14 protein-coding genes and 1 pseudogene are annotated in these 23551 nt (G+C 60.0%); 5 read left to right on the forward strand and 10 right to left on the reverse strand.

Features of this window, described 5'->3' with window-relative positions; genetic code table 11:
* Nucleotides 1-8: 8 nt before the first annotated feature.
* From EKK30_RS14320 to EKK30_RS14330, 3 genes are read right to left on the reverse strand one after another with little or no spacing between them, the layout of a single operon-like run.
* On the reverse strand, nt 9-3113 hold the full coding sequence (locus EKK30_RS14320; protein ID WP_290986151.1) for an efflux RND transporter permease subunit: 3105 nt from the start codon (nt 3111-3113) through the stop codon (nt 9-11).
* A gap of 3 nt (nt 3114-3116) precedes the next feature.
* On the reverse strand, nt 3117-6263 hold the full coding sequence (locus EKK30_RS14325; RefSeq protein ID WP_290986152.1) for an efflux RND transporter permease subunit: 3147 nt from the start codon (nt 6261-6263) through the stop codon (nt 3117-3119).
* Nucleotides 6260-7561, reverse strand: a complete 1302-nt coding sequence (locus tag EKK30_RS14330; protein WP_290986153.1) for an efflux RND transporter periplasmic adaptor subunit — start codon at nt 7559-7561, stop codon at nt 6260-6262. The genes EKK30_RS14325 and EKK30_RS14330 overlap by 4 nt, the downstream gene beginning before the upstream one ends.
* A 376-nt stretch (nt 7562-7937) precedes the next feature.
* Here EKK30_RS14330 and EKK30_RS14335 point away from each other — a divergent pair, with 376 nt between their 5' ends.
* Nucleotides 7938-9890, forward strand: coding sequence for an EAL domain-containing protein (locus EKK30_RS14335; RefSeq protein WP_290986154.1), 1953 nt, complete (start codon nt 7938-7940; stop codon nt 9888-9890).
* A 17-nt stretch (nt 9891-9907) separates the two neighbouring features.
* Here EKK30_RS14335 and msrB read toward each other — a convergent pair whose 3' ends face one another.
* Nucleotides 9908-10411: a peptide-methionine (R)-S-oxide reductase MsrB gene (gene msrB / locus EKK30_RS14340; RefSeq protein WP_290986155.1), complete on the reverse strand. Its 504-nt coding sequence runs from the start codon at nt 10409-10411 to the stop codon at nt 9908-9910.
* A gap of 103 nt (nt 10412-10514) precedes the next feature.
* On the reverse strand, nt 10515-11240 hold the full coding sequence (sfsA, locus tag EKK30_RS14345) for a DNA/RNA nuclease SfsA (RefSeq protein ID WP_290986531.1): 726 nt from the start codon (nt 11238-11240) through the stop codon (nt 10515-10517).
* A gap of 101 nt (nt 11241-11341) precedes the next feature.
* Here sfsA and EKK30_RS14350 point away from each other — a divergent pair, with 101 nt between their 5' ends.
* Nucleotides 11342-12073, forward strand: coding sequence for a molybdopterin-binding protein (locus tag EKK30_RS14350; RefSeq protein WP_290986156.1), 732 nt, complete (start codon nt 11342-11344; stop codon nt 12071-12073).
* 9 nt (nt 12074-12082) lie between these two features.
* On the opposite strand, the gene EKK30_RS14355 is transcribed toward EKK30_RS14350, so the two are convergent.
* Nucleotides 12083-12454, reverse strand: a complete 372-nt coding sequence (locus EKK30_RS14355; RefSeq protein WP_290986157.1) for a hypothetical protein — start codon at nt 12452-12454, stop codon at nt 12083-12085.
* A gap of 480 nt (nt 12455-12934) precedes the next feature.
* Between EKK30_RS14355 and EKK30_RS18185 the strand changes: the two are divergent.
* A pseudogene (locus EKK30_RS18185) lies at nt 12935-13231 on the forward strand (septal ring lytic transglycosylase RlpA family protein); the annotation flags it as partial.
* A gap of 113 nt (nt 13232-13344) precedes the next feature.
* Here EKK30_RS18185 and EKK30_RS14360 read toward each other — a convergent pair.
* Together EKK30_RS14360 and EKK30_RS14365 are read right to left on the reverse strand one after the other, a co-directional pair.
* Nucleotides 13345-13671, reverse strand: a complete 327-nt coding sequence (locus EKK30_RS14360) for a hypothetical protein (protein WP_290986159.1) — start codon at nt 13669-13671, stop codon at nt 13345-13347.
* Between the two features lie 42 nt (nt 13672-13713).
* Nucleotides 13714-14328 carry a hypothetical protein gene (locus tag EKK30_RS14365; RefSeq protein WP_290986160.1) on the reverse strand — a complete coding sequence of 205 codons (615 nt, stop codon included), beginning with the start codon at nt 14326-14328 and terminating at the stop codon, nt 13714-13716.
* Nucleotides 14329-14598: 270 nt separating this feature from the next.
* On the opposite strand from EKK30_RS14365, the gene EKK30_RS14370 reads away from it, so the two are divergent.
* Complete coding sequence (locus tag EKK30_RS14370) at nt 14599-15411, forward strand: hypothetical protein (protein WP_290986161.1); 813 nt, start codon at nt 14599-14601, stop codon at nt 15409-15411.
* A 353-nt stretch (nt 15412-15764) separates the two neighbouring features.
* Here the strand turns inward: EKK30_RS14370 and EKK30_RS14375 are convergent, their stop codons facing one another.
* Nucleotides 15765-17390: an inorganic phosphate transporter gene (locus EKK30_RS14375; protein ID WP_290986162.1), complete on the reverse strand. Its 1626-nt coding sequence runs from the start codon at nt 17388-17390 to the stop codon at nt 15765-15767.
* Between the two features lie 594 nt (nt 17391-17984).
* On the opposite strand from EKK30_RS14375, the gene EKK30_RS14380 reads away from it, so the two are divergent.
* Nucleotides 17985-18206: a hypothetical protein gene (locus tag EKK30_RS14380; RefSeq protein WP_290986163.1), complete on the forward strand. Its 222-nt coding sequence runs from the start codon at nt 17985-17987 to the stop codon at nt 18204-18206.
* A 1060-nt stretch (nt 18207-19266) separates the two neighbouring features.
* Here EKK30_RS14380 and EKK30_RS14385 read toward each other — a convergent pair.
* Nucleotides 19267-23022 (reverse strand): vitamin B12-dependent ribonucleotide reductase, encoded by a 3756-nt coding sequence (locus tag EKK30_RS14385; protein ID WP_290986165.1) that lies wholly within the window; start codon nt 23020-23022, stop codon nt 19267-19269.
* Between the last annotated feature and the right edge of the window lie 529 nt (nt 23023-23551).

Here is a 23551-nt window from a genome sequence, read left to right on the forward strand (position 1 = left end):
AGACGCATCTAGCCGCTCGCCGAAGCAACCTGGCGGCCGCCGGAAAACCTCGTCTTCAGTTTCTCTAGAAGCAGATAGATGACCGGAGTCGTGTAGAGCGTCAGAATTTGCGACACGACGAGACCACCGATGATGGTGATGCCCAACGGCCGCCGCAATTCTGAACCTGGCCCGATCGCAACTGCCAGTGGGATGGCGCCAAGCAACGCCGCCAGCGTCGTCATGAGGATCGGACGGAACCGCTGCAGACACGCATCGTAAATCGCATCTTCCGGCGCAAGACCCTGCTCCCGTTCCGCGTTGAGCGCGAAGTCGACCAGCATGATGCCGTTCTTTTTCACGATGCCGATGAGCAGAATGACGCCGATGAGCGCAATGACGGAGAGATCCATCCGTGCCATCTCGAGGGCAAGAAGGGCGCCCAATCCGGCAGACGGCAGCGTCGATATGATTGTGAGCGGATGAGCCAGGCTTTCGTAGAGAACGCCGAGCACGATGTAGATTGCAATGAGCGCGGCAATAATGAGGAGCACCTGCTGCCGCGCCTGCTCCAGGAACGCTTTCGCATCCCCCGCAGGCTCTCCCCGGATCGACTCTGGCATGTGCAGCTTCTGCAGCGCCGCGTCGATCGCGTTGAGCCCCGTCTCCATGCTGACACCGGGCTTTAGACTGTAGTTGATTGTGACTGCGGGGAACGGCCCCTGATGATTGACGACCAGTGGCGCGAGGCCCTCGCTCGTCGTGATCAGGCTCGAAAGCGGGATCTGCTGCTTGCGATCAATCGTTGGCACGTAGATGCGTGACAGATCTTTCGGCTGCACTTGCAGCTTCGGATCGACTTCGATCACGACCTTGTATTGATTGCGATCTCCGTAGATCGTCGAGAACTGCGTCTGCGAAAACGCATTGGCGAGCGCATTGTCTATGTCGACAATGGCGACCTTCAAGCGGGAAGCGACGTCACGATTGATGTTGACGTTGAGCTGAAGACCCCCGGCCTCGCGGTCGGAACTCACATCGACGACGCCGGGTATTGCGCGCACGGCGGCGAGAGCCTTGGGCACCCAAGCGTAGAGATCGTCGGCATTCAAGGACCACAGCGTATATTGGTAGTCGGCCTTTCCAGACCGAGCGCCTGAGCGAATATCTTTCGACGCCATCAGGCGCGTTTGCAATCCGACGATCTTGCCGAGCGGCTTTCTCAGCCGATCGATGACCTCCGAGGTCGGAACGTTGCCGCGCTTATCAAGCGGCTTCAGGCTGATGTACATCCGACCTTGATTTTGCGTCGGGTTCGGCCCGCCTGCACCCATCGTCGATCCGACATTGTCGATGGCCGGATCCGCCAATACGACGGCTAGCGCCTGGTCCTGCAGCGCCTTCATCTCTGCGAACGACACGTCGGCGTTGGCTTCCGTCGCGGCGATGATCAATCCGGTGTCGTCATCGGGCAGATAGCCCTTCGGCAGCACGGTAAAGAAGTGCACGGTGAGCGCGATGGTCGCGAGAAACACCGCAACCATGATCAACTGGTTGCGCAACGCGATGCGCAAAGTGAAGGCGTAGGCGCGAACGATGGAATTCATAATGCCTTCGAAGATCCGGTCCGCCAGATTGCGGTGCGCCTCCGCGCCTTCTTTTATGAAGTGAGCGCAGATCATTGGCGTAACCGTCAGCGAGACGACCGCCGATATGATGATCGCGAACGTCAGCGTCATAGCGAATTCATGCAGGATGCGCCCGACGATGCCCGTCATGAACAGAACAGGAATGAAGGCGGCAATCAGCGAGACCGAAATTGAAATGACGGTGAAGCCGATCTGGCGCGAGCCTTCGAGCGCCGCCTTGAACGGCTTCATGCCGTTTTCCAAGTTGCGGTAGACGTTCTCGATCATGACAATGGCGTCGTCGACAACGAATCCGACGGCCACCGCAAGCGCCATGAGCGTGAGATTGTTGATCGAATAACCTGCCGCCCACATGGCCGCACACGTGCCTGCCAGAGATAGTGGGACCGTTATTCCGGCGGCGATCGTCGGGGTTCCTCGCCGCAGGAATACGAATACCACCGACATCACGAGCAAGATGGTCAGCCCGAGCGTGAACTGCATATCATGCACCGACGCGCGGATCGTTGTCGTCCGGTCGGTGAGGATGGAAATATCGATACCTGCCGGAACCCACTCCCTGAGCTGAGGCAGCAGCGCCTTCACGCGATCGACGGTATCGATAACGTTGGCTTCTGGTGTCTTCGTAATGATCAGAAGCACGGCCGGAGCCATACCGAAGCGCGCTAGCGATCGCGCATTGCGCGTGCCTTTGATCACCTTTGCGACATCGCCGACCCTGACCACGTCGCCGTTGGGCATGTTCTTGACGACGATCTTCTCGTAGTCCTCCGGCTCGGTCATCTGAGAGTTGGATTGCAGGGCGATCGTCTGGTTCACCCCGTCGATCGAGCCGATCGACGAAAGGTCGTTCGCTGCTGCCACCGCATTCTTGACGTCGTCAAAGCTGACGCCCATCGAGGCGACGAGCGTCGGGTCGACCTGGATGCGCGTCGCCGGTTGGTCGGCTCCGCTGACGGTGACATCGGCCACGCCTTCGACCTGCGATATACGCTGCGCAATCGTCGTATCGGCAGTGTCGTAGATGTCGCTCGTCCTCATCGTCTTTGATGTCAGCGCTAGAATGAGGATAGGCGCCGCGGACGGATTCATCTTTCTATAGGTCGGCACCTGGGGCAGATCGCTAGGCAGATCAGCCGTCGCGGAATTGAGTGCCGCCTGGACATCTCGCGCGGCTCCGTCGATCTTGCGGCTGAGGTCAAACTGCAAAGCGATAGATGTCGAGCCGAGCGAGCTTGTCGAGGTCATTTCGCTGATGCCGGCGATCTCGCCGAGCCGGCGCTCCAAGGGAGATGCCACGCTGGATGCCATCGTGACCGGATCGGCGCCTGGGCGCGTCGCCATGATGCGAACGGTCGGGAAATCGATCGACGGCATACTCGCGACCGGCAGGAATACGTAGGCAACCGCGCCGATCAGAAATAATCCAATGGCGAGTAGCGCCGTCCCGATCGGCCTTTCGATGAAAATGCGCGAGACGTTCATGGCCTACTCCGCAGCTTCGCGATTTGCGGCGAGCGCTGACGTGTCAGCCGGTGTTTCCGTTATCGGATTGCCGTCCGCGTCGAGCTTGCGGTTGCCGCCAAGGCGCGCGCGCAGGCGTTCCATCGTTAGATAGATGACCGGCGTTGTGTAGAGCGTCAGCAATTGGCTGAGCAGAAGGCCGCCGACGATGGTGATGCCGAGCGGGTTCCGGAGCTCCGAACCCGTCCCACTTTCAAGCGCGAGCGGCAGAGCGCCGAACAGTGCAGCAAGTGTCGTCATTAGGATCGGCCGGAAGCGGAGAAGCGCGGCCTCCTTGATCGAATCCCTTGGCGAAAGACCGCGCTCCCGTTCGGCATCGAGTGCGAAGTCGATCATCATGATCGCATTCTTCTTCACGATGCCCATCAGCAGGATGATGCCGATCAGCGCGACGAAGGAAAGGTCGTTACCGGTAAGTTCAAGCGCGATCGCCGCGCCGATGCCGGCAGAAGGCAGCGTCGTTAAAATAGTGAAAGGATGGATGAGGCTCTCGTACAGCACGCCGAGCACGATGTAGATCGTGACGATCGCCGCGAAGATGAGCCAGGGCTGGTTGCTGAGCGATTTGGAAAACTCGGCCGCGTCACCATAGAACGTGCCGGTTACGGTCTGCGGCAGTCCGATGGATTTTTTCGCCTGATCGATGGCCGCGAGCGCGTCGCTGAGAGACGCGTTCGGTGCGAGATTGAAGCTGATCGTTATAGCCGGGAACTGATCCTGATGGCTGATCGCCAGCGGCGCGGTATCGAACTTGATCGATGCAACCGATGACAGCAGAACCGGAGTGCCGGCGGTCGTGGAAGCAACGTAGAGCCGGTTCAGCCGCGAAGGATCGCTCCGATACTGTTCGGCGGCTTCGAGCACCACACGATACTGGTTGGCTTGTTCATAGATGATCGAGACCTGCCGCTGTCCGAAGGCGTTGCTCAACGCATCGTTCACAGCCTGCATCGTGACGCCAAGCCGGCCGGCCGTCGTTCGATCGACTTCGATGCGCGCGACGAGGCCGCCGTCGACTTCCTCAGACGCCACTTCGCGCAAGAACGGCGACGACTTCAGTGCGTCGGCCATCTTCTTTGACCATTCCGCGACCTCGTCCACGTCTGTGCTCGCAAGCGTGTACTGATATCGGGCGCGGCTTGACTGGGTCGAGATCTGAACGTCTTGCACGGGCTGGAAATAGACGATGGTGCCGGGAACGGCGCGAACCGCGTGCTTGAGGCGCTGGATCACCTCTGTGACGTTGTCTGTCCTTTGATCTTTTGGCTTGAGCAGGATCTTCAGGCTGCCGACGTTCTGCGTTGCATTGAGCTGGCCGATGCCGACGATGGAAGCGACGCCCGAAACATCTTGATCGTTGGAAACGATCGCGGCGACTTCCTTCTGCACGCGGGTCATCTCAGTATAGGATATCTGCGGTGAGCCTTCGACGACGGCGGTGATTGCTCCGGTATCTTGATCAGGGAGGAAGCCCTTCGGCATGATCACGTACAGCCAAATCGTGAGCACAACCGTCAGGACCGCGACCAGCAGCGTCGCGCCCTGATGCCGAAAGACGAACTCGAGAGATCGGTCGTAACCCTTGATCACCCGCTGCATGAACCGGCCGAATACGCCGGCGTTCTCGTCGTGGCCGCCGCGCAGAAGTCGCGAGCACATCATGGGCGTCAGCGTCAGCGACACGATCGCGGACACCACGACGGCAATCGTCAAAGTCAGCGCGAACTCGCGGAACATTCGTCCGACGAGGCCGGTCATGAAGAGGAGAGGGATGAAGACCGCGATGAGGGACAACGTCAGCGATATGACCGTGAACCCGATCTCGCGCGCGCCATCGAGCGCCGCTTTCATCGGCTTCTCGCCCTTCTCGATATGCCGGACCACGTTCTCGATCATCACGATGGCGTCGTCGACAACGAAGCCGGTACCGATCGTGAGTGCCATCAGCGACAGGTTATCGAGGCTGAAACCGCAGAAGTACATGACGCCGAACGTGGCGATCAGCGATACCGGAAGCGCCACGCCGGCAATGATCGTCGCACGCATGGAGCGCAGGAAGAGCAGCACCACCATGACGACGAGCCCGACGCTCAGTACGAGCGTGAATTGCACGTCATGCACGGATGCTTTGATCGTCCCGGTCCGGTCGCTCACGATCTGCAGGTTGACGCCGGCCGGAATTGATCTTTCGACGCGAGGAAGTTCGTTCTTGATGCGTTGAACGGTATCGATGACGTTAGCGCCCGGTTGGCGTTGAACGTCGACGATGACCGCCGGCTTGCCCTGATACCAGCCGCCGACCCGGGTGTTCTCAAGCCCATCGGTGACCTTCGCGACGTCGCGGATGCGCACGGGCGCATCGTTGCGGTACGTGATGATGACGTCTTCGTAGACCTTCGCCTGATCAACCTGATCGTTCGCGGCAATCGTGTAGGATTGCTTCGCCCCATCGAGAGAGCCCTTCGGACCCGAAACGTTCGCACTCGAAATCGCCGTGCTAAGGTCGGCCATGCTGAGCCCGTAGCTCGCAAGCCGGGAAACGTCGGCCTCGATCCGGACTGCGGGCTTGATGCCGCCCTCGATCGAGACGTGCCCAACACCGGAAATTGACGCGAGCCGCTGCGCCAGCAGCGTGTCGGCTAGATCGGACAGCGATCGCAGCGATTGCGTATCCGACGTCAGCGCCAGCGTTACGATCGGCGTATCCGCGGGGTTGACCTTCGAATAGGTGGGCGGATAGGGCAGGTTTTTCGGCAGGGTCGAACCGGCATCGTTGATCGCTGCCTGCACATCCTGGGCCGCCGCATCGATGTCACGATCGAGGTTGAACTGCAGCGTGATCCTGCTGAGGCCGAACGAGCTTGTCGACGACATCGAAGCAAGCGATTGAATCTGCCCGAACTGCCGTTCAAGCGACGCGGTGACAAGCGTCGCCATGGTCTCCGGGCTCGCGCCGGGTAGCTCCGTCGTCACTTCGACAGTCGGAAAATCGACCTGCGGCAACGACGATATCGGCAGGGCGAAGTAGCCAAGTAAGCCGCCGAGTATGGTCGCGATCGCAAGCAGGGATGTCGCGATCGGCCGTTCGATGAAAGGCCGTGAGACGCTCATGGCGTTGCGCCGCTATCCCGGTTCTGATGATGCTTGCCGTCTCCGCTTGTCGAACCCGTAACGAGGGCCGCTTCGGTTGAGGCTTGCGTCGCTTGCGCGTTCTCGTTGGCAGACGATGATTTCTTGCCGTCGCGGGGCCGTTTCTGCGCCGGTGTCGCGTCCGGTGATGTGCTCCCGTCGCTGATGGAAACCGTCGCGCCGTCCTTGAGGCGGCCAAACCCGCTCGTGACCACAGTTTGGCCGGACGTGACGCCATCGGCGATGACAGCATTCTTCTCGTCTTGGCGTGCGACCTTGACCGGCTGCATAGTCACTGTGTTGTTGCTGACGACATAGACATAGGTGCCGTCCGGGCCGCGTTGAACCGACTCGGCCGGCACCACCACGACGTTTTTCAACGTGTCGACGAGCAGACGCACATTGACGAACTGACCCGGCCAGAGCTGGCGCTTGTCATTCGGGAATTCGCCTTTGAGGCGAATGGTGCCCGTCTGCTGATCGACCTGATTGTCGATAACTTTGAGAGTCCCGACGTCGAGCTCGGTCTGGCTATCCGTTGAGAGCGCTTGCGCTGCGAGCGGCCCGGCGGCCATGGCTTTTGTCAGCGTAGGCAGATCCTGCTGCGGCAACGTGAAAACAACGCTGATCGGCTGCACTTGCGTGATAACGACGATCCCATTGGTATCGCCGTTGTGCACAAGGTTGCCTTCGTCTACGAGACGGATACCTGTTCTCCCGTCGAACGGAGCCAGAATGGTCGTGTAGCCGAGGATCGCTTGCGCGTTCTCGATCGCGGCGACATCCGATTTGACCTGGGCTTCCTGCTGTTTGATCAGGGCTACCTGCGTGTCGATCTGCTGCTGCGATATCGCGAGCGTTCCGACCTTCTGGAAGCGCTCGAGATCGTGCTTGGTGTTTGCAAGCAGAGCTTCGTCCAGAGCCTTTTTGGCGACCGCTTGATCGAGCTGCGCTTGGTAGGTCGCAGGATCGATCTTGGCGAGAAGGTCGCCCTTTTTTACGTCCTGACCTTCTTTGAAGTTGACGCTCAAAAGCCGACCATCGACCTGTGCCCGGATCGTAGCCGTGTTGAGAGCTTTAACAGAGCCGACGCCTTCCAGATAAACCGGGACGTCGCTCGTCATCGCAGGTTTGGCGGCGACGGAGACGGGCCCACCCGCGCCGTTCCGGCCCTGACGGTTCGCTGCGCCATCAGGGGCGCCGCTGTGCATCGTGTAGTAGACGCCGGCCGCTATCGCGCCGATCACGCCCAGTGTAGATGCCCACCGCAGTAGCGACATTGGTTCTCTTTTCAGCTTTCATCGAACTCGAGATGCCTCAGCAACGCAAGGCAAGCCTGAGCTCGTTCCCATACACCCGCAGACACAAACGCGCCGGTCCGAAAAATCCGTTGCCTTCGAGTGCGGACACCATTGTGACATCCGTACGGATCCGGAACCGAAGTGGCTTAAACATGCCGAGGCCGCATTCGAGTTCCGGCGCGAGAAGCGTAACGGGAATAGGACGATCTCTATCTCCGGGAGTATATATTAAGTGATACACGTTCAGGTAGTTTGTGGGTATGAGAAAACCTAGGGTTTTTAGTGTCTTGGCATCGGATCATTAACGCCTAGCTCCTAGTGTCCGACAGCGCGCGTGCACACCGAGGCGATAACAGTGGAATTGAGTGGTCGGCCCAGCTGCTGGAGCTGGACGAGCGTACATAAAGAACAGCTTGCAAGCATAGCCCGCGCTACCCCAACGGCGATGACCGGCTATGCGATCAACGTCGTGCTCGCTGCATTGGCTTTTCGGCAACTCGTCCCGACCGCCCATCTCTTGATGTGGACTCTCGGTTCGCTGGCCGTATGCGGCTACGTCGGCCTGCGCTCGCTGTACCGCCTACGCGCCACCCAGAAGAAGACTAGCGTAAGCCCCCCGCTTCGCCCAGCCCGAAGGCTATTGCTCTTCAGCGCCTTGCTCGCGCTCCCTTGGAGCGTGCTCGGGGGACTGTGGGTAGGTTCTGTCGGCGACAGCGAGATCGTTCTGGTTGCCCTCGTGGTCGGCATGGCGGCGAGCGGCAGCGTTCTTCTCGCGCCCGTCCCGGTCGCAGCGATCCTTTACGCTACGACCATGCTTGTGCCGATGAGCATCAAGTGCATGTTCATCAGCTACGGCAATCACATCGTGCTCGGTGCACTGGGCATCAGCTATCTATTTTTCCTCGCGGGCCTCATAGCATCCAGCGCGCGGATCTTCGCAGAGCGCTTGGAAGCCGTCGAACGGCTTAAGCATTCCGTCACTGCGCTCGTTTCCGCGCGCGAAGCGACAGAGCGTGCGGCAATGACGGACGGCCTGACGGGTGTTGCCAATCGCCGCGCTCTAATGGAGCGTCTCGATGCTCTCGGCCGCGACAAGACCCGTTCGACGGAATTTGGCGTCTTCTACATTGACCTTGACCGCTTCAAAGGCGTCAACGACGCGCTGGGCCATGCCGCTGGTGACGCGCTCCTGCAGATGGCGGCGTCCCGCGTTGGCGGCATAGTCCGCGAGGAGGATCTTGTCGCCCGTCTCGGGGGCGACGAATTTGTGGTCGTGGCAAGCGATATCCACGGTCGCGCCACCGCGACTGCATTGGCCGAGCGCCTCGTATCGAGCTTAAGTGAGCCGTTCCAGATCGAAGGCCAGCGAGTGCAGATCGGCGCTTCTATCGGTGTCGCGATTGCAAGCGAGTCCAATGCCGGCGGTGACCTGCTTTTGAAGCATGCCGATCTCGCGATGTACGCCAGCAAATCGTCCGGCAAAAACGCGCACTGCATCTTTGAAGCCGACATGCTGCGTTCCGCCGAGGAGCGCCAGGGCATCGAACACGGTCTGCGCACCGCACTCGCAAGGAATGAGCTGGAGCTCTTTTACCAGCCGATTTTTAGCCTTATTGATGAGCGCGTCACCGGCGTCGAGTGCCTCATCCGCTGGCGCCATCCGCTTCGCGGCCTGCTGTCGCCCGCGCATTTCCTCAGCATCGCCGATGACATGGGCATGGCGAACGAGATCGGCGCTTGGGTGATTGAACAGGCCTGCGCGCAAGCCGCCAATTGGCCTCGCGATATCGTTGTCGGCATCAATTTGTCTCCGCTTCAGATTGCGTCCGACGACGTCGCTCAGCGGGTGGAGAACGCGCTTAAATCGGCCAATATCGGCGCTAACCGCCTGGAAATCGAGATCACGGAAACGAGCTTGCTCCAGAATGATCCGCTCACCCTCGATCAGCTTCGGCGATTGAAGGAGATCGGAGTGTCGATCGCGCTCGACGATTTCGGGACGGGTTACTCCTCGCTGAGCTACCTCGTCAGCTTTCCGCTTGATCGCATCAAGATCGACCGGCTTTTCATCAGTCAGCTCGGAAGTTCACGCCAAAGCGATCTCATCGTGCGATCGATTTCGCAGCTCGCGAGAAACCTCAACTGCACTGTGGTGGCTGAAGGCATCGAGACCCCCGAGCAGCTCCAGCGGCTACGCTCCCTGCACGTCGGTTACGGGCAGGGATACCTGCTCGGCATGCCGCTACCTGCCCGGGGCGCGACTGAATTAATCCAGTCCACGAAGAACAACGTAGCCAAAACTGCTTAGCGCTTCCCAGGCAATGCTCAGCCCGTCGCTTTAGGCACAAACTTCAGCGCCACGCCGTTCATGCAATAGCGCAAACCGGTTGGCTTCGGGCCATCCTCGAACACGTGCCCGAGATGACCGCCGCAACGGCGGCAATGAACTTCCGTTCGCGTCATGAAGTAGCTGTTGTCGGCGGACGTTGAAACGGCATTGTCGAGCGGCTTCCAGAAGCTCGGCCAGCCGGTGCCGCTGTGATATTTGGTCTCCGATGGAAAGAGCGCGAGCGCGCAGCCCGCGCAGAGATAAGTGCCCGCCGCGTCATTGGCATCGAGCGGCGAAGTCCCAGCCGGCTCCGTGCCCTGTTTTCTCAGCACGTTGTACTGCGCGGGGGTGAGTTCCGCCTTCCACTCTGCGTCTGTCTTTGTGATCTCGAATTTTTCACTGCTGGAGTCTTCTGCCGCAAAACCGCTTGCCGACTTCAGCGCCGCTAGTCCGCCTGCCAGCGCGATGCCGAGCCTCGAGAAATCGCGTCGTGAATACATTGCCGTTACCCTGATTGGCCGTTTCCTTATCGGCGCCCTAAACGCCGTATGCCGGAGAGTACGTTCGCTCTCTCGTTTTCGTTTCAGCCGTTGACCGGCCGTCTCAGCACAGATCGGCAATTTCGATCCGTTTCTCAACCACAATTTCCGTGGGGGAGAGCTGGCAGCGATAGCAGAGCATTTCGACACCGGCATCTGCTGCGAGCCGAAACGCGGCTGCGTAAGCAGGGTCGATGTCACTGGAAAGTTTGAACTTCTCGGCGTCGCTGCGCTGCACAAGAAACACCATCGCGGCCCGATGCCCTTCGGCTGTCATGGAGGCAAGTTCACGCAGGTGCTTGGCTCCGCGTTCCGTCTTGCTATCGGGAAACTCCGCAAGTCCATTGGACCGCATGAGGTGGACGTTCTTCACTTCAACGTAGCAGTCGCGCCCATCCCTCGTATTGCCGGAAAGAAGTAGATCGACGCGGCTGTTGACGCCGTATTTCACCTCGCGCCGCAAGCCACCGTAGCCCTCGAGTTCAGAAATGACGCCCTCCCGGATGGCCTCCTCAACAAGCGCATTCGGTCGTCCGGAATTGATGCCGACAAGATGGGGGCCTTTGCCGAGGTCGTCCTCGATCAGTTCCCAGGTAAAACGATATTTCCGGGTTGGGCTGTCGCTTTCAGAGAGCCACACTTTCGAACCTGGAGTCGTCAGCCCAAGCATGGAACCGGTGTTCGGGCAGCTGGCGGTAATCGTAACGCCGCCCGCCGTGGTCACATCGGCAAGGAAACGCTTGTAGCGTTGAATGAGAATGCCGGGCGTCAGGGGATTTGCGAACTTCATGGCCTCGCCATATCGGCGTTGCGGCATGTACGGCAACTATTTTCGTGCGGCATTCAAGGATGCTAAGACCGCGCGAACAAAAAACATGGGTGAGCAGGACCGTGACTGAAGAACGGATCGTGACGGCAGCGCTGCTCGTCATCGGCGACGAGATCCTCTCGGGGCGTACGAAGGATCAAAACATCGGCTTCATCGCTGAGCACCTGACAAATATCGGCATCCGCTTGAAGGAAGTGAGGGTTGTCCCCGACATCGAAGACGATATTGCCGATGCCGTGAACGCTCTTCGGCGGCGCTACACCTATGTCTTCACAACGGGCGGCATCGGTCCAACGCACGACGACATTACAGCCGATAGCATCGGCAAGGCTTTTTCAGCGAGAGTAGGCGTCGATCCGCGCGCCGAGAAGATCCTAAGGGATTACTATGCGGAAAAAGGGCTCGAACTTACCGGCGCTCGGCTCAGGATGGCTCGCATTCCCGAAGGCGCAGAACTTGTCGATAATCCGGTCTCCGCCGCGCCCGGCTTCCGCCTCGAAAACGTTATCGTCATGGCAGGCATTCCCAGCATTATGCAGGCTATGCTCGCAGCCGTGACCCCATCGCTTGCAACCGGTTCGAAACTGCTCTCGCTCGCGATTAGCATCGATCGCGCAGAGAGCGAGATCGCTGCCGCCTTCTCTGCTCATCAGAAGCTCTATCCCGATGTTACGATGGGCAGCTACCCGTTCATGCGCGACGGTCGCTATGCGGTGGAACTCGTCTTGCGCTGCGCTGACCAGGCGCGCCTCGATGAAGCCGCGGCTACGCTCAAGCGTGCGCTCGGCGTCTGACCTCAAAGATCAGTGCGACTTCGACGACGCGCAGTAGGGCGACCATGACGTGTAGGCTTCTCGCTTGCCGCAAATTTGCGGGTCGAAGTCCTCGGGGCAGTCGCAGCTTTTGACCTTGATGAGCTTCACCGGCATCTGCAATGGAGCGCTTCTTTGTGGCGCGACGGCAGGCTGCTGGATTGGCGCGGCCACGGCGACCTTCTTCTCCTCGGGCTGCTTCTTTATGGAAACTGGGCGGTGTGAGGACAGTCTTTCGACCGGCGGATCGCAGACGCAGCCAGCCAATGCAGGCGTCACGCCCAGAACAACAAGACACCCCAAACGCAAAACTGAAACCAACGGAACCCCCGTACGCTTCCGACCGGGAAGGAAGAGGCGCATGCGTCCTATTTCCTGGCAAATTAACATTTCCAGTCGCGTGCGATCCGCGCGGCGAGTGGTACGCGCAAGCATCAGTACGCGGAAGTTCTCCCTGCGGAAATCATGCAGAAAGTAAGGCAGCTCAGCAAAGCAACATAATGAAATAACTTGTGATTATTTGATCCTTGTAAGGGCAATTCGGCGGATTGTCCTGGGTACCCTCCCAAATTATGGTGCCAGCGTTATCGTTTTCATTTTGTTCCATGCGTGGAACTGACGGAGGCACTCGGTGCGTTGGCCCGCGCCGATCAACGGGAGAAATGGATGTTTTCGAGTGGTCGTGCGTACGCGCAATTGCGCGAGGGAATAAGAGATCTGGGTGGGATCGCAGTACTTGCGTTGGCATATCTGGTACTGGCATTCGGGCCGGCAGACGCCAAAACTCCAGGAAAAACTTACTGCTTCAACGGCACCTGCCACCGGGTTCTAAGCATCCCGGAAATGGTAGCCATCGTCGGTCACGACGAGGTTTTCCAAGCTTCTTACTATGATGATTGCCGACGCGATCGCCTCAATCCCTGCGGCTTGACCTCCTCGGGTGAAGCATTTCGGCCGAACGAAGCCGATAGCGCCGCAAGCCCGATCTATCCCGACGGCACGATCCTCCTCGTTCGCAATCCGGACAACGGCAGCACCGCCGTCGTCCGCGTCAACAATGCGGGCCCATACTGGCGCCAGCGCAAGCTTGACGTTTCCCGTGCAGCCGCCGTGAAACTTGGATTTGCGGGCGAAGGAGTTGCGAACCTCGAAGTCCGCGTGATGTCGGCGCCTTCGATCGTCGACGCGACGTACAAGCGCAATCGGCGCTATGCGCCGGTGCCGGGTCCTATTGGGACCTTCGCATCGCTGGATCAAGCGCAGGGTGGCATGATGATCGCTATGGCGTTGGATGCCATGTCGACTTCGGTGTTCGCTCCAGTGGCGGGTAAAATGTTAACCGCGGTGAAAACGATGACACCCGCACTCGCCAACGTGTTGCGCACCGACGCCACGCGCATCGCTTCGGCCGGCAACACGCTGCCGCAGGGAATTCCTGCGGAAATCGTGAACTCCGTATCGGTCAACGAAGCGCCGAAAGCAGCGACAGTCGCCACCATCGTTCGGCCCAGCCGGACTGCAAAACCGGCAGTCGCGCACACAGTAAGGAAGCCTATACTTCGGTCGACGCGGGTCGCCACATCGCGGTATCGCCCGCGCTGGGCTGCTGCAACTTCTCGCCGTCAGTTCAGCGGCGCGCGGTCCATCTCATCGAGGTCGACGAGAAGAGGCTTCGCGGCGACCGTATCGTCTTCGACGAAGAGTTCGTACTGGATGTCGAGGGCGTCCAGGAAAGCCGCGGCCATGTCGAGGAGAGGGCCGAGGGCCATGCGTTTGGCGACGAGGAAGCTGTCGTCGATCGTCAGGTCCGAAGCGCTGCGAATGGCGGCCGCGTCCGGAGCGATAAGTCCGCGGCTGCGAACGTAGGCGACGAGATCGTCGCCGGTGTCGAAATCGGTGCTTCGGGCGTCGCCGCTTTCTTCCACCGCATCGAGCAGGATCGCAGTGCCGGAGGCAAAGAGCGTGCCGACGGCGCGGAAGCGATCGTCGTACTCGGCGAGGGCGAGGGCATGGCCCCGTGCCTTCAGTACTCGCGCAATGAGCATCAGCTCGAGACTGCGGATTTCATCGGCGATCTTGCGCTGGCGGCCGGCGAATTCGACCGGATCGGTCGGCTTCTCCGCAAGCGCCCGCCACTGGATGCCGCGGGAGATAATGTCCTCACCCGCGGCGAGCGCTGCATCGAGATGATCGGCGAGCATATAGACCGACAAGGGTGCCGCTGCCTGATGGTTCATCTCTGACTCCGCCCGTATTCTCAATTGCTTGCGATGCGAGCGAAGTGACCTGATTCGCGGCGGCCGAACCAGCAGCTTGCGGATCGACCACCCATTTGGTGAGGAACGAGGATAAGATGTGGAGAGATTTTCGCGCGTCCCCCTCCGAGCGCTCAAATCTTCCCGAAACAACGCGCTTTTCAAATTCGTTGAAGAATCGCTCTTTGATGTCTGACGCTGCCCTGGAGACCGGGCTTTGACGCATTCCCCGGCACATGTTGCCGCCAGGACATGCCTCTAGCAGCCGGCCATCACACGGAGGACATAGCCAACACGCGGGACGGCCGCGGGCTGGCGCCGATGATCCTGCACCGGACCGGCGTCGACGCTAAGACCACTGCATCGGCTGTTCTGATCCCGATCCGCCGCGAGGGACCTCTCTCCGGAGGCACCTTCGGCATGAGCACCTTCAAGCCCTTGTCGGTCGCGGGGAGGGTTGGACTGCGCAACGTCTTCGGCATAGGCACGACGCGGCGCTCGCGCGAATCCCGAAGACGAATATCGAGTTTGACAGCTTCACGGCCAATCCTGCGGGCGAGGAGACGGATGGATCTCGTGGCCTCGATCGGCTGCGGCATCTCATTCGATACAGCGCTTTCGGCGCTCTCCTTTCGCGGCGTGACTTCATCGGGGATGCTCGACGACCGCGCCAAATCCGCAAAGATATTATCGGTGGGCGCCGCTGCGACCTGTTCTGGTTCCCGCATGCGCTCCTTCGGCGGTGTCGCGGTCGTTCGCGGCGGTAGCGTCGCCTCGACACTCGGCTTTGGCCTCGGCGGCAACGTAGCGGCAATACTCGGCGCAAGCGCCATCCGGACAGCCTCGCCAGCAATGCGGGCGGACATCACCGCGCTTGCTGCCAGCGGCATAGGCGGCGGCGCAATGAACCGTGGAGCCGCGGGGCTGGCAGAGAGAAGAGGGGCGGGCGGATCAGTTGCCACCTCGCGAACACTTTTCCCCTCGGCAGGTGCCGTGACGGTCGGCTCGGCGGCGGCTGGCACTATTGGGAGGTCGGCGACGGTCCGGTCCACGGCCGCGCTTTGAAGCGGAGCCGCTGGCGCAGTCGCGGCCGGCGCGTCGCTCTCCCGCCTCGGAGGCTGTCGCCGTGCAAGGCGGCCGATCCAGGCAAAAAAACGATAGGTGAGCGCGAATCCGATGACGAACAGTAAAGTCCAGGCGAGAACTTCCGGCGGCACGATACCCCTCCCAAGCGCGCAGCGACGCGGCACGCGAGCTTGTCAGAACAAACCGGCGCGTCAATCATCCACTAGAGCAATTCTGTAGGCGGAACTTATCGGCATCACGACGAACGGGCGGTCAATCAAAAAGGCGCGAGCCCCAGCCCGCGCCTTTCTCATCGTTCGGTTCGCGCCTCAGCTGCCTTGGCAGTCGGATGCCTAGAACACTTTGGCGAAGGCGACGTAGAGACCGCCTGCGAGAAGTATCGACACCGGCAGTGTCAGCACCCACGCCATGAGCAGGTTGCGGATTGTCGCCCACTGAAGGCCCGAACCGTTCGCCGCCATGGTTCCCGCTACGCCGGACGAAAGCACGTGGGTCGTCGAGACCGGGAGACCGTAAGCGTCGGCGGCTCCGATCGTCGCCATGGCGACGACTTCAGCGGAAGCACCCTGCGCGTAGGTAAGGTGTGTCTTGCCGATCTTCTCGCCGACCGTAACCACGATCCGCTTCCAGCCAACCATCGTTCCAAGCCCGAGTGCGATCGCCACCGCCACTTTGACCCACAGCGGGATGAAGCGCGTCGCCTTATCGAGCGAGCCTTTGAAGGCGGTGATCGATTTGACCTCGTCGGGCTTCAAGTTGTTGGCCTTGTCCTTGAGCAGGAAGCGAAGCGCTTCCGAGGCAAGGTACATGTCGTTTCGAACGTTCGAGACGGCCGACGCGGGAACCTTATCGAGCGTGCCGTAGCTATCGACCTGCTGAGAGATGTCGCGAACGAGAACCGAAAGGCTTGGATACGTGCCCTCACTGATCGTGCGGCTCGAGATGTAGCTCTCGACCGCCGGGCGCGGGTTGCCGATCACGTTGTAGCCTGACGCCTGCTTGTCGATGACCGAGGCAGCGGCGGCAGCGTTTGCCTTGAACTCGACGATCTGCGACGGCGCCGGCGCGCGGTTCAGAGCGTAGGCCATCGGCACGGTACCGATGAGGATCAGCATGATGAGACCCATGCCTTTCTGGCCATCGTTCGAGCCATGCGCGAAAGACACGCCCGTGCACGTCAGGATGAGGAGGCCACGGATCCACCACGGCGGAGCCTGATTGCCTTCCGGCTCCTTGTAGAGCGCGGGATTGCGAATGATGAATTTGAGGATGACGAGCAGCAGGGCGGCGAAGAAGAAGCCGACGAGCGGCGAAATCAGCAGCGACATACCGATTTCCTGGGCCTTGCCCCAATCGACGCCCGACGTCCCGTTGCCGCCGTGAAGCAGCGAGTTGGCGACGCCGACGCCGATGATCGAGCCGATCAACGTGTGGGACGAAGAGGAAGGAAGCCCGAGCCACCACGTTCCGAGGTTCCAGATGATGGCCGCGATCAACAGCGCGAACACCATGGCGAAGCCGGCGCTCGAGCCGACCTGCAGGATCAGTTCAACCGGCAGCAGCGAGATGATGCCGAACGCGACTGCGCCGGTCGACAACAGCACGCCGAGGAAGTTGAAGAAGCCGGACCAGAGAACCGCGACGTTGGCGGGCATCGAGTGCGTATAGATGACGGTCGCGACGGCGTTGGCGGTATCATGGAAGCCGTTGACGAACTCAAAGCCGAGGGCGATGAGCAGAGCGACACCGAGAAGCAGGAATGGCAGCCAGGTTGTGACAGGCACGCCGGCTGCTTGAATATCTTGGTAGAGACTGTAGGCGGTGAAGAAGAGACCGCCAGCCAGGAGGCTCAGAAAAATCAGAACCGTAATCGGGCTCGTACCGTGATCGAGATTGGGCCTGCTGCTTGGCGAGCCCGCACCGCTGGGCACCGCACCACTCAACGCCACGTCTGACATTGTTTCCCTCGCCTCCTGATTTTAGATTTTCGGGAGGACGTAACGCTGCGCATATTGCAGTGTTATGACATCAAGGTGCGTCGCAAAACCTTATATTTAAAGGCGATTTGCGCGGCGGACTTCAATGTTCGGAGGCATGGCGCGCCTCGATCTTCTCCCAATAGCAATATTCGGCCTTCGACCGCATTTTGCAGCGACGAACGAGATGGTCCTCCGTGTCGGCCGCTGCGGACACAATACTACCCGACGCAGCCGCACGTGCGTCGCCAGCCGGCATGAGCCCAAGTGCCATCCCAAGCGCGATCATCGCCGCCGCCACGCTCCGGCGTTCTGATCGGAGTGACTTAGTCCTGTATGTCGGCATGTCGATTTCCCCTCGTTTCAATAAAGTATAATATAACAAAATGATGAGGGAAACAAGGCGCGCTTGTCACTAGGAACGAGTTCTTCGCCACCAATCCTCGCCTTTAAAGTTGCAACGAAGAAATCCTTCGGAGCATTTGAAGTCTTCTTCTTTCTCTTTTGCGGAACGTCCGCCTAGCGTCGCTCCCGCAGCCCGAGACCGGCTGCGGCTATTCTTGGGAAGAGAAGACGATGAAGATTGCAGGATTGATTTTGCTTGGAGCGTTTGCTCTGAGCGCGGCCGCCCCGGTGCAAGCCGCCACTCAATTGCCGAAGCTGCACGCCAAGGGCGCTGCGACGCTTACCGCAACGGATGATGCGAAGGCCAAGAAGAAGGTTTCGCATAAGGCGCACAAGCAGAAGGTGGCGCAGGATCACAAGCCGAAGAAAGTGAAGAAGGCGAAAAAGAGCTGACGGATCGCGTGCTGATCGGGGGGTCGATTCAGCCACGCGTCCACGCACCGCCGAGAGCACTCCGTACGCGCATCTCCGGAGCCGCTCTCGGCGGGTTAGTTTTTTATGAGTGCAGCGTCGCGTCTTCTTCGACGAGTCTCACGCTGGATACCCGAACGCACATCGCGCGCGCTCACGCATCCGAGGATGACGCGCTTTTTGAACAATCACTCTGACTTGCGTGGCGAGGCAGTATCGCGACGGGATCGAGAGGAGGTTCCGAGAACGCCTTTTCGCAAAGAAAATCTACCCATTCATGAGGTGTAAAATACAAGGTGTCGCGCCCCCCACGGATGACTATGCCCCGAAATGTCATTTTCCTAGTATGGGAATTGACGCCATAGACCGGTGCTCCGCTGAAACCGTCAAAGTCTCCTTTGCACCGAGGCCGCATTACTCGACTTTCCGACATGCAAAGTGAGGGAAGACCGCCATCGGTACCTCGAACTCCCCATGTCATAACCTGGCTTGTGCCTATGCCTTCACACTCCTCATCACCATAGATTTCCGTCAGCCCACTTGGGAAACCGATTGCACATAACTGTTCCCCTCTTTGCATAACGCAATCTGCTGTCGAGGCATCGTAAAAAATCGGCGCAGTTATTAAATTTTGATATGCCCACGGCAATTCTAGCGCCACCAAGTCGGCTTCTTCAGATCCATGGTATGCGGACGGGAATGATACTATTCGGCCACCCGAAAACAATCGGCGCTCGTCAGAGGTCAACTTAATAGCGATTTGGCCGGGGTCGAAGCCATTGATGAGCTGATGTCTTGTTAGGATGCAAAACCGACGGCCGCAAAACTGGTAGAGAAAACCAGTGCCCGCATTTGCAATCGGCCAATTTTCGACGCCAGTCGCGAAATGTATTGAAACGGCCGTCTGCCGGACGCGGCAGAAGGTCTCCTCCAAAGGAAGAAAGAGACCATTAAACGCTATATATCGAGAACCGATCAGCATCACTTCAGTTCAAGGCGGGACTGCCGGTAACGGCAGCCCCGAAGCATTTTTCATGACGCATCAACTGCACCCGCTCGTCGATCCGCACGTATCGCACTTCAAACAAGTGCCGTTGCGCACCATCGTGAAGTTGTAGCATTCGGTGCAGGCGACGCCTTCGTAGCCGCGAAGTTTCGCCTCCGAGATGCGTTGCTTGAAGAGCTCCGACTTCGTCAGCACAGGCGCCGTGGCGACGTGCATCTCCTCGCTCACTGCTGCAAGCGCGTTGGCGCCGTGCGTCAGCGTCGAGTCGACGTACCTGGCCGTAACGTCAAAGCTTGCGTTGCTCTGCACCGCAGCCGCACCAAGTGACGATGGCTTGCCCGACGTCGTGCTCGTCATCCGGCTCGCGAGCCGAACAACGGGAGCGCCACGGACGAGGCCTTTCGACACCATCTTCGTCACGCTCTCCGGCAGGTCGAACGCCAGCTGTTCGTCCGTTTCGTCGTCGCTTGACCCAAGGCCCGTCTCGCCGACGATTTCCCGCGGATCGACGTGGGCGAGGTCGTGACGGCCGAGATACGACACCGCCAGCTCACGGAAGATGTAGTCGAGGATCGACGTCGCGTTCTTGATCGTCTCGTTACCCTGCACCAGACCGGCCGGCTCGAAGCGCGTGAAGGTGAACGCCTCCACATATTCTTCCAGCGGCACGCCGTACTGCAGGCCAAGCGAGATCGCGATGGCGAAGTTGTTCATCAATGACCGGAAGGCAGCGCCTTCCTTGTGCATGTCGATGAAGATCTCGCCGACGCGGCCGTCGTCGTATTCGCCCGTGCGCAGATACACCTTGTGGCCGCCCACGGAGGCTTTCTGCGTGTAACCCTTGCGCCGGCCCGGCAGCTTGTCGCGGCCCTGCGCTTTCTCACGTTCGACGTACACGACGCGCTCGACGATCTTTTCGACGATCTTCTCCGTGATCGTCGCCGTCCGCGCGGCGAGCGGCTGGCTCATCAGCGTCTCTGCCGCCTCCAGCGCCTCATCATCATCGCTGCCCAGGATCTGGCTGTTGAGCGGCTGCGACAGTTTCGAGCCGTCGCGGTAGAGCGCGTTGGCTTTCAGCGCGAGCTTCCACGACAGCATGTAGGACTGTTTGCAGTCCTCAACCGTCGCATCGTTCGGCATGTTGATCGTCTTCGAGATCGCACCCGAAATGAACGGCTGCGAAGCTGCCATCATGCGGATGTGGCTCTCGACCGAAAGGTACCGCTTACCCTTCTTGCCGCACGGGTTGGCGCAGTCGAACACCGGCAGATGCTCGGACTTCAGATGCGGCGCGCCTTCGAGTGTCATGGCTCCGCAGACGTGCTCGTTCGCGGCGTCGACATCCTTCCTGGAGAAACCCAGGTGGGCGAAGATATCGAACGAGGGATCGGCGAGCTTGTCAGCGGGGACGCCGAGCTTGCCCGTCATGAAGTCGTCGCCAATCGTCCAGCGGTTGAAGACGAACTTGATGTCGAAGGCCGTTGCGAGACCTTTCTCGATCTTGGCGAGAACGTCGTCGCTGAAACCCTTCGCCTTCAGCGTTGCCGTGTTGATGGCGGGCGCCTGGGCGAGCGAACCGTGGCCGACGGCGTACGCTTCGATCTCGGCAATCTCGCTCTCACGATACCCGAGTGCGCGGAGCGCTTCCGGCACCGACTGGTTGATGATCTTGAAGTAGCCGCCGCCCGCAAGCTTCTTGAACTTCACGAGAGCGAAATCGGGCTCGATGCCGGTCGTATCGCAGTCCATGACGAGACCGATCGTGCCGGTCGGCGCCACGACGGTAGCCTGCGCATTGCGGTACCCATGCTCTTGCCCAAGTTCGAGCGCGCGATCCCAGGCACGCTTGGCGGCTTCGCCAAGGCGAGGATCCGTCAGCGCGTCATGATCGAGCGGCACGGGAGCAGTGGCGAGCTTCTCGTAGAACTCCGCTTCACCATGCGCAGCGCGACGATGATTGCGCATCACGCGCAGCATGTCCTGAGCGTTCGGCGCGTACCCCGGGAACGTGCCAAGTTCGGCCGCCATCTCCGCGCTCGTGGCGTAGGAGACGCCCGTCATGATGGCGGAGATCGCACCGCAGATCGCCCGGCCTTCTTCCGAGTCGTAGGGAATGCCCGCCGACATCAGCAATCCGCCGATGTTTGCAAAGCCGAGGCCGAGCGTCCGATAGCGGTAGCTGAGCTCTGCGATCTGCCGCGACGGGAATTGGGCCATCAGCACCGAAATCTCGAGCACGATCGTCCAGAGCCGGCAGCCGTGCTCATAGGACTCGATGTCGAAAGACTTGTCGTCGCGACGGAACCGCAGCAGGTTCAGCGAGGCGAGGTTGCAGGCCGTGTCGTCGAGGAACATGTATTCCGAGCAAGGATTCGACGCGCGGATCGGTCCCGACTGCGGACAGGTGTGCCAGTCGTTGATCGTCGTGTGGAACTGGATTCCCGGATCGGCCGAAGCCCATGCGGCAAAGCCGATCTGCTCCCAGAGATCCTGCGCACGGATCGTCTTCGTCACCTTGTTGCCGAGGCGCGAGAGCAGCTTCCACTCTTTGTCTTCGACGACGGCGTTCAGGAAGTCGTCGGTGACGCGCACCGAGTTGTTGGAGTTCTGGCCGGCGACCGTCAGGTAAGCTTCGCTGTCCCAGTCGGTGTCATAGGTGTCGAACTCGATGTCCTTGTAGCCCTGTTTGGCGAACTGGACGACGCGCAGTATGTAGTTCTGGGGAACGCCATCGCGCTTGGCTTCACGGATCGCGATCTTCAGCTTCGGGTTCTTCGTCGGCTCGAAGCAGGCATCGCCCTCTGCTTCGCAGTTGACGCAGGCCTTCATCACGGCCTTGAGGCGCTTCTGGCAGATCTTCGAGCCGGTGACGAGCGCGGCGACCTTCTGCTCTTCGCGCACCTTCCAGCCGATGTATTCTTCGATGTCCGGATGATCGACGTCGACGACGACCATTTTTGCCGCGCGCCGTGTCGTGCCACCCGACTTGATCGCGCCCGCCGCCCGGTCGCCGATCTTGAGGAAGCTCATGAGGCCGGAGGAACGCCCCCCGCCCGACAGCTTTTCATTGGCGCCGCGAAGAGACGAGAAATTCGATCCTGTGCCTGAGCCGTACTTGAAGAGGCGCGCCTCGCGCACCCACAGATCCATGATGCCGCCCTCGTTGACGAGGTCGTCGGCAACCGACTGAATGAAGCAGGCGTGCGGCTGCGGATGCTCGTAGGCTGAGGTCGACTGGACGAGTTCGCCCGTCTGATAGTCGACATAAAGGTGGCCCTGGCCGGGGCCGTCGATGCCGTAAGCCCAATGCAGACCAGTGTTGAACCATTGTGGCGAGTTGGGCGCTGCCATCTGCATCGCCAGCATGTAGCGCAGTTCGTCGAAGAAGGTTTGCGCGTCTTCCTCGGAAGAGAAGTAGCCGCCCTTCCAGCCCCAATAGGTCCACGTGCCGGCGAGGCGATCGAATACTTGGCGCGCATCGGATTCGCCGCCGAAACGCTCGCCCTCCGGCAGCTCGGCAAGGGCGGCCTCATCCGGGGCGGAGCGCCAGAGCCAAGAGGGAACCTGCGTCTCTTCGCAACGCTTCAGACGCCGTGCGACGCCCGCTTTACGAAAGTATTTCTGCGCCAGAATGTCCGCTGCAACTTGGCTGAACTGCTCGGGGACATCGAAGCCGTCTAACCTGAATACGACCGAACCATCGGGGTTCTTGATCTCGGACGTGGCGCGCCGGAAGGGGATCGAAGCATAGGGAGAAAGTCCGGCTTTCGTGAACCGCCGCGTGATCTTCATGTAAAAGTGCCCCCGAATTGCGGGGCGTACGTAAGCGAAACGAGACCGGACGCCGTATGTTTGTCGCCGCGCACCGGCCACTGAGGCCGACGCGTTTGGCGGGATGACTTAGGCCGCATGACCCCTACCGACGAAAACGACCGAAACGGCAGTTTCGTCGGCTTCATGCCGACCTGAGTGTGTGATCGCGACGTGGATCAAAAGACGCGTGTCTTAGGAGTGTCGCAACAAGGACGACGCTAGAGATTCGCCGAGAGTCGGACAAGGGAAAATAAATAGATGTTGGGGTGGCACCCGCAACCGACACTAGATGTAGTAGTGTGGGCAACTTTTTGAGGAAGCCCGATTTACGCCGGATTTGCTTGGGTTTCAGCAGGCTCGCCTCGGAGGGCGTTTTGTGGACGCTGCTGTATGGCAGGGTTTCAGCGCCGTTCCGGCCCAACTCTAGTGCGATTCCACACTGCTGTTGTTGCGCGCCTGCATCGCCTCATTGGCGTCTAGACATCAGTGCCGCAGTGCAGCTAATTCG

This window comes from Hyphomicrobium sp., assembly GCF_003987855.1.
In the GTDB taxonomy this organism is placed as follows: domain Bacteria; phylum Pseudomonadota; class Alphaproteobacteria; order Rhizobiales; family Hyphomicrobiaceae; genus Hyphomicrobium_B.